Origin of the sequence: Mesorhizobium australicum (assembly GCF_900177325.1) — a bacterium.
GTDB classification, from domain to species: domain Bacteria; phylum Pseudomonadota; class Alphaproteobacteria; order Rhizobiales; family Rhizobiaceae; genus Mesorhizobium_A; species Mesorhizobium_A australicum_A.
Map to the genome: position 1 here is coordinate 3,794,464 of NZ_FXBL01000004.1, position 12,872 is coordinate 3,807,335.

Consider the following 12,872-nt stretch of genomic DNA (forward strand, 5'->3'; position numbering starts at 1 on the left):
AGGTCGGCATGGTAGACATGGGTCATGTCGCGTCTCGACAGTGCGGTATCCCAGGATCAGCGCAGCCACGCGAAGACCTCGCTGGCTTCGGGACCCTTGGGGAGGATTTTCTACTGGCTGAGTTCCAGCGGGCAGCCTGATTCTGACGAGCTGCGCGGAAGACTGATCCAGTCGATCATGGATCGGAAGGGCGCCCTTCTGGTCGGAACCGCCGTGGTCATAGCCACTGCGACGTTTGCCTATTTCATGACCGGCGCCTGGTGGCCCATCATATGGCTCGTCACCGAGATCGTGATCGTTGCCGTCCGGCTCGCCGTTATCTCCCATGCGGAGCGAACGCTGGGGCGCCGGCGCGAGGACTATGTTCCCGCCCTTCTCACTCTCGGCGCACTGTGGACCGTCGTGTTCGGCGCCGGATCCTATGCCTGTATGACCAGCGGTGAACCGGTACTGGCCATCATCGCCTCGGTAAACACGGCCGGCGCGGTCGGCGCCATGTCGTCGCGCAATGCGCCGACGCCGCGTTTCGCCAGCCTCATCATGGTGATCTGCTGCATACCTTTCGCGATCGCATCCTTGAACGCGCCTTATCCCGGTATCGGTTCGCTCGCGATCATCCTGCCGCTGTGGGTGGTCGGCATGCACGTCATCATGTTCCAGAACCACGACATACTGGTGCGAATGATCCGCGCCGAGAAGGTCACGCGCCGGCTGGCGATGACCGACGCCCTGACCGGCCTGCAGAACCGCATGGCGCTGGACGAAAAGCTGGCCGACATGTGCGCCCGCCTCGAACGCCGGATCGATGGCGACGGGTTCTCGCTGCTCTATCTCGATCTCGACGGCTTCAAGGCCGTCAATGACCGCCATGGCCATACCGCGGGCGATGTCCTGCTCAAGGCAGTCGCCGAGCGCATTCGTCACGCCCTGCGGCCCGACGACCACGCCTCCCGCAACGGCGGCGACGAGTTTTCCGTCATCCTGCCGCTCACCGGCCGGGAGGAGACGGCATTCGTGGCGAAGCGGCTGATCGCGACGATCTCTCGGCCGTTCGAAATCGGCATCGGCGACACCATCCAGCTCGGCGTCAGCATCGGCAGCGCCTATGCTCCCGACGACGGTCTCGATCCCGCGATACTGCTCGCCTCGGCCGACGAGGCGCTCTACGCGGCCAAGCGTGCCGGCAAGGGCATCCACCGCGAATATCGTCCTTCGGACGACGGCCCTCCAAACCTGGACGGTCGCGCCCGCGCGTAGGCCCTCTGTCAGGTGGCGAACAGCCTCACCGCCACGCCCGCGGCCATCGCGCCGGCCAGCACGACGAGCATGTTGGCGTGGAAGCGGAACAGGGCGACAGCCGAGGCGGCGGCGATGAGCACGGCCCAGGGATCGAGGCTTGAGAGGTCGGGAACCCGGACCGAGAACGGCCCGGCCACGACGTCGTCCACCGTTCCGAAAAGCACGTGCAGCCCGAACCACAGAGCGAGATTGGCGATGATGCCGACCACGGCCGCGGTCACCGCCGCGAGCGCGGCGGAAAGCCAGGCGACGCTGCGCACCGTCTCGACATAGGGCGCGCCGACGAAGATCCACAGGAAGCATGGCACGAAGGTGAACCAGAGCGTCACCGCCGCCCCCGCGAGGCCGCCGGCCAGCGGCTCCAGTCCGGACTGCCGAGCCCCGCCAAGGAAGCCGACGAAGACCAGGACCAGGATCAGCGGCCCGGGCGTGGTCTCGGCGAGCCCCAAGCCTGTCAGCATCTCGTCCGGCCGGAGCCAGCCATAAACCTCGACGGCCTGCTGGGCGACCCAGGCCAGCACCGCGTATGCCCCGCCAAAAGTCACCGCCGCCATGACCGAGAAGAACGACGCTTCGCGCGCAAACACATTCTGACTTCCCAGGAGCGTGTGGAGAAGCAGGAGTGGGCCGAACCAGAGCGCAAGCCAGACGGCGAGCGTGGAGGCAAACCGGGAAAGGCTGGGGCTCGTCCATTCCGGCATGTCCACCTCGGCAATGGCAGGCTTTGCCGCTTTCTGCGCTCCGCTCCGCCCGGCAAGATGAAGTGCCGCGCCTATCAAGGCCGCGCCGACGATGATGACAGGGAACGGCAGCTTGAGCAGGGCAATCGCGATGAAGGCCAAGATCGCGATCGCCACCATCGGCCGGCCGGTCAGCGCCCGCCGGGAGACCTTGACCAGCGCCTCCAGCACGACCGCCAGCACCGCCGCCTTGAGCCCGAAGAGCAGCCCCTGGACGACATGGATGTCCCCCAGGAGCAGATAGAGGCTCGACAACGCTGTGAGCACGATCGCGCCCGGCAGCACGAAGAGGACGCCGGCCATAAGCCCGCCCTTGATGCCGTGCAGCAGCCAGCCGGCATAGGTGGCGAGTTGCATCGCCTCCGGCCCGGGCAGCAGCATGCAGTAGTTGAGCGCGTGCAGAAACCGCGCCTCGTCGAGCCATTTCTTCTCGTCGACGAGGATGCGGTGCATCAGCGCGATCTGGCCGGCCGGACCGCCGAAGGAGAGGAGCCCGATGCGGGCAAAGACGCGGACGGCGTCGGAAAAGGCGACCGGCTGCGGTGCAAGTGATATCGCGCCGGTGGTCATCTCGGGACATCCTTGCCAAGGCAGGCCGCGGAGAGAATCGGCCTGGCATTGAAGAGCTCGGACAATGGAATGGATAGACGTGAAGGCAGCGTGACGCGAGGCATGGTTTCCTCCGCAAGGATGCGAAGGCAGAACTTGGGCCGCAGCCTTGGCGGGGAGTCCACCCATGCCCCCGATGACGTCAAATCTACTCGGCCTTGCCGGACGCGACAATCGCCGCCTGCGTCGGAATCTGCGCGAAAGCCTCCCTTATCGCCTCGGCCATGCCAGCGACCGCAGCGCTACGCGACGATGGGTTGATGACGAGCACCACGTTGGAGTGGTCAACCACCGCGAAACCTTCATCCGCCGTCAGTTCGCGGCATCCGGGTGGGATATCGCTTCGGGAGATCGGCGAAATGGCGAGGCCTGAGGTCACTGCCAGTCTGAGTCCGCCTTTGACAGCGCTGAGGAATGCGACCCGATAGTCGACGCCACAACTCTCGAGCGACGGGATCGCGAAGTCGCGGGACCATGCGGAGTCGCGGAATAGCGCGATCGGCACAGGCCTCCGCTCATGCGTCAGGTGCTTTTCCGACGTCACCCATACCGTTGGATCGACCATGAGAACCTCGCCATCCGAATGCCCTTGCCAATCGAAGATCACGGCAAGATCCAGGTCGCCCGACTGCACGCGGGTCAGGTTTTCCTCCGACGTTCCGCAGCGGACGGTAATCTCGACGCCAGGGTGGCGACGGTCGAATGAATGGAGCGCATTCGCCAGACGCTCCTCCGCATACTCCTGGTGGATACCGATACTCACTTTGCCCTCAAGCGAGGTCGCGTCGAAGAGCGCAGCCGTTTCGTCCAGCAAGCCGACGATCCGCCGCGCATTGCCGAGCAGTTGGCCTCCCTTGGAGGTCAGCGAGACGCCACGCGCACCGCGCTCGAACAGCACCGCATCGACAGCCTCCTCCAGGCGTTTGATCTGCATGGACACCGCCGATTGCGTGCGTCCCACCCGCAGGGCGGCATGGGTGAAATTGCCGCTGTCGGCGACGGCAAGGAACGTCCGGAGCAGGTCTTCATCGAGATGCAGGCTCATCAGGAGGCATTCCGAATACTCATGGCTGACATCACAGCAATTCGTTTGTCGAATGTCAACGAGACGCTTATTCCCTGTCTGGACACCGAGTACACGACCATGACCACTGCATATTTCGACGCTACCTATCTCCCGGCCGCTGCCGAGCAATCTGCGCCCCTGCGCCCCGCATCGCTGACCCGTGCATTGCACGACCTTCTCGCCAAGAAGGACGACCGGCTGCTGCGCGACATCGGCCTCTCCCGCGAGGACATTCTCGGTCTGGAGGAAACAGCCCGGGCCGATTGGCGGCGCACCCGCGAAACCTGGAGCCTGTAGGCGAAGCAATTCGAGGGCGGGCCCCTGCCCTCGTCCGAGCCTCACTCCCCCGCCGTCGCAAATGACGGCGGGTCTTTTTTGCTGCCCGTTGCCACGCCGGCCAGCTTCTCCTATCGTGCCCGCGTTCTCAGGGCGGGGCGAAACTCCCCACCGGCGGTATGCGGCGGAAGTCGCGAGCCCGCGAGCGCCTTCGATATGAAGGGTCAGCAGATCAGGTGCGATGCCTGAGCCGACGGTTACAGTCCGGATGGAAGAGAACGGGCAGCGGCAGACCCACGCGGGACTGCTCTGCGCGTGATCGCCTTGGGTGACGTGTCGCAACCGAAGGAGATCACGATGACACCCACCCGCTACGCCTTCGTCAAGGCAAACTGGCATGCCGAGATCGTCGACAGGGCGCTCGACGGCTTTCTCGAACTCATTCCCGCCGACAAAGTCGACGTCTACGACGTGCCCGGCGCCTTCGAACTGCCGCTGCTTGCCCGCGACCTCGCCGCAACCGGCAGATACGGCGCGGTGGCCGCGGCAGCCTTCGTCGTCGACGGCGGCATCTACCGCCACGACTTCGTCGCCCAGGCGGTGGTCGACGGGCTGATGCGTGCGGGACTGGACACCGGCGTGCCTGTCCTGTCCGTCTCGCTGACGCCGCACCACTATCAGGAGACCGAGCATCACCGGGCGATCTACAGCAACCACTTCGTCGAGAAGGGCCGCGAGGCGGCGCGGGCCGCGCTGATGATCACGAGCACGCGCGCCGGGCTGTCGCGGATCGCCGCATAGTGTGGCCGTGCTTGCGGGTTGCGCGTTTCGGGGCCTTCCGCTATAGAGCCGCCACCCGCGTAGACACCCTTGGAGGCAACGCGGAGGAGGGCCGCCCATAAGGCGGCTTTCGACGTTTCCGGACAAGGCCGCGAGCCGGACCGGAAGCGCTCCATACAACCGAAAGGAACGACCATGAGCCACGATACGTACGAGCTCAAGGCCGATGCACGCGAGAAGGTCGGTAAGGGGTCCGCCCGTGAAGCTCGCCGCAATGGCCAGATACCCGCAGTCATCTATGGCGACAAGCAGCCCCCGCTCGCCATCGCCCTGAACCACAAGGAACTTTACTACAAGATCCATGGCGGCGGCTTCATGACCACGATCGCCACGATCGACGTCGCCGGCAAGAAGATCCAGGTTCTGCCGAAGGACTACCAGCTCGATCCGGTGACGGACAACCCGCTCCACATCGACTTCCTCCGCGTCTCGAAGGACACGGTGGTGACGGTGCAGGTGCCGGTTCACTTCATCAATGAAGAGAAGTCGCCCGGCATCAAGCGCGGCGGCGTGCTCAACATCGTGCGCCATGAGGTGGAGTTCACGGTTCCCGCGAACGCGATCCCCGAATTCATCACCGTCGACCTCGACGGCAGCGAGATCGGCGATTCGATCCACATCTCGGCCGTGAAGCTGCCGGCGGGCGTTAAGCCGGTCATCTCCGACCGTGACTTCACGATCGCCACCATCGCCGGCTCGTCGGCTGCCCGTTCGGAGGCAGGTGAGGAAGCCGAGGAAGCGGCGCCGAAGGAATAACCCGGCCGCGCCGGCGGAGCCCAAGCCATGCTGATCCTCGCAGGTCTCGGCAATCCCGGCGCGCAGTACCAGAACAACCGGCACAATGCCGGCTTCATGGCGGCGGACGCGATAGCCCGCCGCCATTCCTTTTCTCCCTGGACGAAGAAGTTCCATGGCCTCGTCGCCGAAGGCACGCTCGGCGGCGAGAAGGTGCTCCTCATCAAGCCGCAGACCTTCATGAACCTCTCCGGCCAGTCGGTCGGCGAGGCGATGCGGTTCTACAAGCTCTCCCCCTCCGACGTGGCCGTGCTCTACGACGAGCTCGACCTCGCGCCCGGCAAGGTGCGGGTGAAGGTGGGCGGCGGCGCGGGCGGCCACAACGGGATCCGTTCGCTCGATCAGCACATCGGCAATGCCTACCGGCGCGTCAGGATCGGAATCGGCCATCCGGGCGTGAAGGAACTGGTGCACGGCTACGTGCTGGGCGACTTCGCAAAAGCCGACCAGGCATGGCTCGAGCCGCTGATGGACGCGATCGGCGAGAACGCCCCGTTGCTGGCCAAGGGCGACGACAACTCCTTCATGAACAAGCTGGCGCTCGCCGTGCCGGGCGCCTCGAAGGGCGACGGCCACGCCGCGAAGGCGGCCAGGACGGGTGAGGATGCCGGCAAGGCAAAGGGCGTCAGCCACATCCGCCAGGCTCGGCCGCAGCAGCCGGCCGTCAAGCTCCCCGAATCCGGCCCGATGGCGGCGATGCTGAAGAAGCTGTTCGGCAAGGAGGAGTGACGTGAACCAAGAGCAGCTTCACGAGCGGATTAAGAAGATCCGCGACGAGTATGTCGAGAGGGAATTGGAGCCAGCAATCGCTCGACTCTCTGCAAAGTCGCCTAATCCGAATAGGCCTGAAGTCAAGTTTGGGGAGATCGATGGCGTTTACAAGGGACTGGCCGCAGTAGATTGGGCTGAGAGCGGACCAGAGTTCCACGCAACTGTGGTTGCTGGCTATGTGCGAGTAAGCTTCCCTCCGATGACGGCCGACTATCGGCAGATGTCCCTGGAAATCGCACCTTTTCATTGGGATTCTCTCTCGATTGAATTCGAGAAGGACACAGTCGGTCAGTCACGTTTCGAGCAATGGTTCGATCGTTGGTTCGACATCGATGACGAGCGAGTAAGCGACGGGGGAGTGTCGGGTATCATTCACTCTGCCATCGTTGAACCGAAACGCATCTCGCTCGATATGGGCTCCGCTCCCAGCGACGCTTTGTTTGAACTGCTGGACGTTCTTCGCGAGTCAGGCGTCAAACAAGCAAGACTCGGCCCTTCCGAGTAACACCCGGCACGCAATGGTAACCAACAGTCGGGGGTTGACGATCGTCGATCCTTTCGCCCATAGCCCTGACCAAATTCTCGCTTCCTGACAGGACTGTCCCCCATGGGCTTCAAGTGCGGCATCGTTGGGCTTCCCAACGTGGGCAAATCCACCCTTTTCAACGCGCTGACGCGCACCGCGGCCGCGCAGGCGGCGAACTATCCGTTCTGCACCATCGAGCCGAACACCGGCGAGGTGGCGGTGCCGGATCCGCGGCTCAAGAAGCTTGCCGCGGCCGGCAAGTCGAAGGAGATTATCCCGACCCGCATCTCCTTCGTCGACATTGCCGGCTTGGTGCGTGGCGCGTCCAAGGGCGAAGGACTGGGCAACCAGTTCCTCGCCAACATCCGCGAGGTTGACGCGATCGTGCATGTGCTGCGCTGCTTCGAGAACGACGACATCACCCATGTCGAGGGTCGCATCGACCCGGTCGCGGACGCCGAGACGGTCGAGACCGAACTGATGCTCTCCGACCTCGAGAGCCTGGAGCGGCGCGTCGTGCAGTTCCGCAAGCGCGCCAGCGTCAAGGATAAGGAAGCGCTCGCCGTCCTGCCGGTCATGGAACAGGCGCTGGCCCTGTTGAACGACGGCAAGCCGGTCCGCCTGCTGCTGGGCAAGCTGGCCGCCGACGAGATGCCCATCCTGCTCGGGCTGAACCTCCTGACCTCGCATCCCGTGCTTTATGTCTGCAACGTCTCGGAGGCCGAGGCCGCAACCGGCAATGAGCATACGAAGGCCGTGGAGAAGATGGCGGCCGCCCAGGGCGCGCGCGTGGTCGTGATCTCCGCTGCCATCGAGGCGGAGGTCGCCCAGCTTCCCGATGAGGAGGCACAGGAGTTCCTGGCCGACCTCGGGCTGGAGGAGCCGGGCTTGGACAAGCTGATCCGCGCTGGCTACGACCTCTTGCACCTGATCACCTACTTCACCGTCGGCCCGAAGGAGACGCGCGCCTGGACGATCGTGAGGGGCACCAAGGCGCCGCAGGCCGCCGGCGTGATCCACACCGACTTCGAGCGCGGCTTCATCCGCGCCCAGACGATCGCCTACGAGGACTTCATCACGCTCGGCGGCGAGGTGGGCGCCAAGGAAGCCGGCAAGGCGCGCGACGAAGGCAAGGAATACGTCGTCCAGGACGGCGACGTGCTGCTGTTCAAGTTCAACACCTGACGCCTCGGCCGGCCGGTTGATGCGCGGGATGTGGTCTTTCGGCGGCCCAATACGACAGGATGCCTGGGCCAGGACGGCGACGTGCTGCTGTTCAAGCTCAACACCTGAGTGATATGAAGCTCCAGGGGGCTTGTTTCATGGTGGGTGTGGGAGGATGGGCGGCGAGTCTTCTTCGCCGTGCGATGATCGCGACAGCCGCGCTGGCACTCGTCGCGCTGCTGTCCGCTTGCGCCAGCGATCCGGTACACATGCGGACGGGCGCCAAATGCTGCGCCGACGCCGAGCGACAGCCGCATTGGCTGGTTGCCGTGATCGAACCCGCCGCCCCTGCCATCGGCCAGGTCATCGGGCGCATCAGCTGGCGCTCCGGCTATCTGTCCGAGCCAGCCATTCAGGCCCGGATCGTAGCAAGCCTCCAGCCCCTCGACCTCGTCTTCGTCAGCTCGAAAGGCCGACTGTCGGGTCACACGATCCCGGGTCTGTTCCAGCACGCCGCGATCTATCTCGGCACCGAACGGGAGCTGCGGGCGCTGGGCATGTGGTCGCATCCCAGCGTCATGCCTCATCGCGACGCGATCCGGCGCGGCGCGATCTTCATCGAGGCCGACATGAAGGGCGTCCACCTGTCGCCGCCTTCGGTCGTGCTCAACACGGATCGCGCCGTGACGTTGCGGCCGCGCATCGCCACGCCCGGCTGGCGGCAGCGCGCGGTGGCAACGCTCTTCGATGAACTTGGCAAGCGTTTCGACTTCAATTTCGACGCCGGCCGGTCGGACCGGCTGTTCTGCGTGGAACTCGCCTGCCGCGCGATGCCGGAGCTGCGCCTGTCCCGGAACATGGCCTATGGCCGCGAAACAATCATTCCGGACCGCGCCGTCTACGAGGCCGCGCGCGGCCATCCGAGGCTTCGGTTCGTCGACTACGTCGCCGGCGACGGCCGCGGCGTGCGCCGTCCCGGCCGTGAGACGCTGCGCGACGACGTCGCGGGCATTTGGCCCGGATAGCCGACCGTCGCGCCATTGGCGGCTTGGCGAGTTGACCATGACAGGTCGTGGGACTAAGCCTGCCGGCGTCCGGGCGGAACGGTCGGCGTCGTATCGATTTCGATCCCCTTGACCGACTGTCTCGTCCAATCACCAACAGCTCCAGACAGAAGGATGCATGACGATGATCCGGACCTTCGTGCTGGAAAACGACCGCCTTGTCGGCGTGGACGTGTCCGACCCACGCACTGGCGACGCGGCCTGGCTCGATCTGTTCAACCCGACCAAGGAAGAAGAGCTCTTGGTCGAAAGCCTGCTCGGGCTCGCGCTGCCGACGCGCGAGGAGATGGAGGAGATCGAGATCTCGAGCCGGCTCTATGTCGAGGACGGCGCCTATTTCATGACGGCGACGGTGCCGGCCTATGTCGAGGGCGGAGCGCCGGAGATCTCTCCCGTCACCTTCATCCTCGCGGGCAAGAAGCTGGTGACGATCCGCTATCATGAGCCTCGCGCCTTCAAGACCTTCCCGCAACGCGCGGAAAAGGCGTCGACCGGATGTACCGGCGGAGACACGATCCTGATCACGCTGCTGGAGGCGATCGTCGACCGGCTGGCCGACATCCTCGAACGCGCGAGCCGCGACGTCGAGACGATCTCCCGCGATATCTTCGAGGCCCGCTCCAAGAAGGCCTCGAGCCGCAGCCGGGACTTCCAGGCGCTGCTGAAGGCGATCGGACAGAAGGAGGATCTCGCGTCGAACCTGCGCGACAGCCTGCTCTCGCTCCAGCGACTCGCCGGCTTCCTCGCCCACGCCGCGACCACGATCAAGACCACGAAGGATGTCCGGGCCCGCATCAAGACCGTCTCGCGCGACATCCTCTCGCTGGCCGATCACACGACGTTCCTGTCGCAGAAGATCAACTTCCTGCTCGACGCGACGCTCGGCATGATCTCGATCGAGCAGAACGCGATCATCAAGATTTTCTCCGTCGCTGCCGTCGTCTTCCTGCCGCCCACGCTCGTCGCCTCGATCTACGGCATGAACTTCGAGGTGATGCCGGAACTCGGATGGAGCTTCGGCTATCCATGGGCGCTCGGCCTGATGGTCCTGTCGGCGATCCTGCCGTTCCTCTGGTTCCGGAGCAAAGGCTGGCTGTGAGGCCCGCGCCTGGTACAAGCAATTACCTCGCAGGTGCTTGCAAGCAGCGGGCGATCGGTCCAGAACCGTTTCGACTTGAACAGGTTTCGGCGCGATGAACGGCAAGACATGGACCTTTGACGACCTTGAGGTCGGAGGCACGATCAGGCTCGGCGAGAAGACCGTCACGGCCGCCGAGATCATCGAATTCGCCTCCGAATTCGACCCGCAGGCCTTCCATCTCGACGAGGAGGCCGGCAAGGCGTCGATCCTCGGCGGGCTGTCGGCCTCGGGCTGGCATTCCTGCGCGATGTTCATGCGCATGATGTGCGACGGCTTCATCCTCGACTCGACCTCGCAGGGCGCGCCCGGCGTCGAATATGTCCGCTGGAAGAAGCCGGTGCTGGCCGGCGACACGCTGACCGGCCAGTGCACCGTGCTTGCCAAGCGCGAATCCAAGTCCAAGCCCGGGCTCGGCTTCGTCACCGTGAAGAGCACGATGTCGAACCAGCGCGGCGAAACCGTGCTGGAACTGGAAAACACCGGCATGTTCCTGACGCGGGAGGCGGCGAGCGCATGAGCCTGGACGAGTATTTCGGCGTCGGCGAGACGACTGTTCTCGGCACCCACCTGTTCGAGCCGCAGGCAATCAAGGATTTTGCCAGGAAGTTCGACCCGCAGCCCTTCCACCTCGACGAGAAGGCGGCCGAGAAGAGCGTGTTCGGCCGGCTCTGCGCCTCGGGCTGGCACACCGCCGCGGTGTGGATGAAGAAGAACGTCGAGACGCGGATGGACACGGAGCCGCGTCGCTGGACGGGCCCCGACCCGAAGCCGGTGTTCGGCCCCTCCCCGGGCATCCGTAACCTCCGCTGGCTGAAGCCGGTCTATGCCGGCGAGACGATCACCTTCACCCGCACCGGCGTCGATCACCGCCCTGTCGCCTCGCGCCCCGGCTGGCGCCTGCTCACCATCCGGGCCGAGGCCTTCGACAGCACCGGCGATAAGGTGATCGAGTTCGACAGTTCGGTCCTGGTGCAGACGGAATTCTGAGCGGAACCACGAAGGCGATCCGTGGACCGCGGCCCTGAACTGCTGCTGCTTCATGCCCTGCCGCTGGACAGGTCGATGTGGACGGGACAGATGGGCCTGCTGCCGGGCGCGACACAGGCGCCCAATCTCTACACCCTCGGCGGTGACCTTCCGGCCTGGGCGGCGTCTGCCCTTGCGACGATGCGCGGCGACAGGATCGTCGTGGCGGGCTGCTCCGTCGGCGGGTCCTGCGCGCTCGAGGTCGCCAGGCTCGCGCCCGAGCGCGTCGCCGCGCTGGTGCTGATCGGCACCAAGGCGGAGCACCGCCCGGACCCCGAATTGCACGCCGCCGCGCTGGCGATGCTGGACGACGGGCGGGTGGACGCCGCGTGGCAGACGTTCTGGCAACCGCTGTTCTCTACGGCCACGCCGGCTCATGTCGTCGAATCCGCACGCCGCTGCGCGCTGGCTCAGCCGCCGTCCGACCTCGCGCGCGGCGTGACCGCCTTTCATACTAGGGATAGCCGCACCGACGTGCTGGCCGGATTCGGCGGCCCGATCGCCATCGTCACCGGCGCCGAGGACACCGCGCCGGGCCTCGCGACAAGCGAAAGGCAGACGCGGATGGCCCGCGACGGCAGCCTGCATGTCATTCCCGACTGCGGCCACTATGTGCCGCTGGAACGCCCGGGCGAGATCAATGCGATCCTGCGCGATGTGATTGCGTCGATCGCGCGGTAGGAGACCTCCTTCTCCCCGTTCACGGGGGAAAGATCCCCGAAGGGCGGATGAGGGGCAGCGCGAGCTTTCGAAGGGTGGGCACTGCCCCTCACCGCCGTCATTCCGGGTCCGCGTAGCGGAGCCCGGAACCCAGCGCGCCAACGCCTGCGCACTGCCCTGATCCACAATCCGACATGGTCGCGACGGTCGACGAACTGCTTGCTTGCCCGGCGCTCTGGATTCCGGGTTCCGCTGCGCGGCCCCGGAAAGACGGGCATGCGAAATTGTCCTCCCCTTTTGAGGGAAGGCCGATCTCATCTGCGATGACGCTGCGATCAGGGGCACGACACGTGCTTTTCAGGACGTGTCGCAGAACTCGACCGGTACGGCGGCGGATATGGCGCGCCTTTCGATGAGCGCGCCCAGGCCGTGGATCGCCCCGCCCTCATTGCCGGCCTCGTCGGACGCCTGCCCCCGGTGCAGGAACGACAGCCGGCACAGCTGCGCCGCCACCGCCTGCATGTAGAGCCCGAATGCCCTGAGCGAATCGGCAAGGTCCTCCGCATCGAAGGGAGTGCTGCCGAAGCCGGCCGGCATCGGGACGGGCGTCCAGGGTCTGCGGGCGAAACTACGGAGCGTGCCTTCGACATAGGCGCTCAGCAGCGTATTCGCCTGCCAGGCGGCCCACAGCACGCACCAGCGGACCCAGAACGAGCGACCGGCGGCCTGTTCGGCCATGTCGGCGATCGAGAAGAGGCGCATGACGATCCTCGCCATCTCCGCCTGTTCCCTCCCCGCCTTCGCCCTCCAGCCCATCGCCGGCTCCCGTTTGACCTGACATAGTGTCGGGCATGCTGGAGGGGTGGGGATGGAAAAATTTGACGGGCCAACAGGA

At 65.3% G+C, this 12,872-nt stretch carries 15 protein-coding genes and 1 riboswitch; of the genes, 12 read left to right on the top strand and 3 right to left on the bottom strand.

What is annotated here, in order from left to right:
• The first annotated feature begins 24 nt into the window (after nucleotides 1-24).
• Nucleotides 25-1,257, top strand: coding sequence for a GGDEF domain-containing protein (locus tag B9Z03_RS21205; protein WP_085466031.1), 1,233 nt, complete (start codon nucleotides 25-27; stop codon nucleotides 1,255-1,257).
• An 8-nt stretch (nucleotides 1,258-1,265) separates the two neighbouring features.
• On the opposite strand, the gene chrA is transcribed toward B9Z03_RS21205, so the two are convergent.
• Nucleotides 1,266-2,609: a chromate efflux transporter gene (chrA, locus tag B9Z03_RS21210; protein WP_085466032.1), complete on the bottom strand. Its 1,344-nt coding sequence runs from the start codon at nucleotides 2,607-2,609 to the stop codon at nucleotides 1,266-1,268.
• 187 nt (nucleotides 2,610-2,796) lie between these two features.
• Nucleotides 2,797-3,693: a LysR substrate-binding domain-containing protein gene (locus B9Z03_RS21215; RefSeq protein ID WP_085466033.1), complete on the bottom strand. Its 897-nt coding sequence runs from the start codon at nucleotides 3,691-3,693 to the stop codon at nucleotides 2,797-2,799.
• A gap of 21 nt (nucleotides 3,694-3,714) precedes the next feature.
• Here B9Z03_RS21215 and B9Z03_RS21220 point away from each other — a divergent pair, with 21 nt between their 5' ends.
• From B9Z03_RS21220 to B9Z03_RS21270, 11 genes are all read left to right on the top strand, one after another.
• Nucleotides 3,715-4,011 carry a YjiS-like domain-containing protein gene (locus B9Z03_RS21220; RefSeq protein WP_085466034.1) on the top strand — a complete coding sequence of 99 codons (297 nt, stop codon included), beginning with the start codon at nucleotides 3,715-3,717 and terminating at the stop codon, nucleotides 4,009-4,011.
• A 119-nt stretch (nucleotides 4,012-4,130) separates the two neighbouring features.
• A riboswitch (FMN riboswitch) is annotated at nucleotides 4,131-4,274 on the top strand.
• Between the two features lie 73 nt (nucleotides 4,275-4,347).
• On the top strand, nucleotides 4,348-4,791 hold the full coding sequence (locus tag B9Z03_RS21225; RefSeq protein WP_085467796.1) for a 6,7-dimethyl-8-ribityllumazine synthase: 444 nt from the start codon (nucleotides 4,348-4,350) through the stop codon (nucleotides 4,789-4,791).
• Between the two features lie 174 nt (nucleotides 4,792-4,965).
• On the top strand, nucleotides 4,966-5,586 hold the full coding sequence (locus B9Z03_RS21230) for a 50S ribosomal protein L25/general stress protein Ctc (RefSeq protein WP_085466035.1): 621 nt from the start codon (nucleotides 4,966-4,968) through the stop codon (nucleotides 5,584-5,586).
• A gap of 27 nt (nucleotides 5,587-5,613) precedes the next feature.
• Entirely contained in the window at nucleotides 5,614-6,354 is a 741-nt protein-coding gene (gene pth, locus B9Z03_RS21235) for an aminoacyl-tRNA hydrolase (RefSeq protein WP_085466036.1), read from the top strand.
• A 1-nt stretch (nucleotide 6,355) separates the two neighbouring features.
• Nucleotides 6,356-6,901: a hypothetical protein gene (locus tag B9Z03_RS21240; protein WP_085466037.1), complete on the top strand. Its 546-nt coding sequence runs from the start codon at nucleotides 6,356-6,358 to the stop codon at nucleotides 6,899-6,901.
• A gap of 102 nt (nucleotides 6,902-7,003) precedes the next feature.
• Nucleotides 7,004-8,107, top strand: coding sequence for a redox-regulated ATPase YchF (ychF, locus tag B9Z03_RS21245; protein ID WP_085466038.1), 1,104 nt, complete (start codon nucleotides 7,004-7,006; stop codon nucleotides 8,105-8,107).
• Nucleotides 8,108-8,244: 137 nt separating this feature from the next.
• Nucleotides 8,245-9,111, top strand: coding sequence for a YiiX/YebB-like N1pC/P60 family cysteine hydrolase (locus B9Z03_RS21250; protein WP_176247588.1), 867 nt, complete (start codon nucleotides 8,245-8,247; stop codon nucleotides 9,109-9,111).
• Nucleotides 9,112-9,274: 163 nt separating this feature from the next.
• Nucleotides 9,275-10,249, top strand: coding sequence for a magnesium/cobalt transporter CorA (corA, locus tag B9Z03_RS21255; RefSeq protein ID WP_085467797.1), 975 nt, complete (start codon nucleotides 9,275-9,277; stop codon nucleotides 10,247-10,249).
• A gap of 94 nt (nucleotides 10,250-10,343) precedes the next feature.
• Nucleotides 10,344-10,808 (top strand): MaoC family dehydratase, encoded by a 465-nt coding sequence (locus tag B9Z03_RS21260; RefSeq protein WP_085466040.1) that lies wholly within the window; start codon nucleotides 10,344-10,346, stop codon nucleotides 10,806-10,808.
• Nucleotides 10,805-11,278, top strand: coding sequence for a MaoC family dehydratase (locus B9Z03_RS21265; protein ID WP_085466041.1), 474 nt, complete (start codon nucleotides 10,805-10,807; stop codon nucleotides 11,276-11,278). The genes B9Z03_RS21260 and B9Z03_RS21265 overlap by 4 nt, the downstream gene beginning before the upstream one ends.
• Nucleotides 11,279-11,299: 21 nt before the next feature.
• A complete protein-coding gene (locus tag B9Z03_RS21270; protein WP_085466042.1) occupies nucleotides 11,300-11,998 on the top strand; it encodes an alpha/beta fold hydrolase in 699 nt (232 codons plus the stop codon).
• A 336-nt stretch (nucleotides 11,999-12,334) separates the two neighbouring features.
• On the opposite strand, the gene B9Z03_RS21275 is transcribed toward B9Z03_RS21270, so the two are convergent.
• Nucleotides 12,335-12,793 carry a hypothetical protein gene (locus B9Z03_RS21275; RefSeq protein WP_139832356.1) on the bottom strand — a complete coding sequence of 153 codons (459 nt, stop codon included), beginning with the start codon at nucleotides 12,791-12,793 and terminating at the stop codon, nucleotides 12,335-12,337.
• Nucleotides 12,794-12,872: the final 79 nt, after the last annotated feature.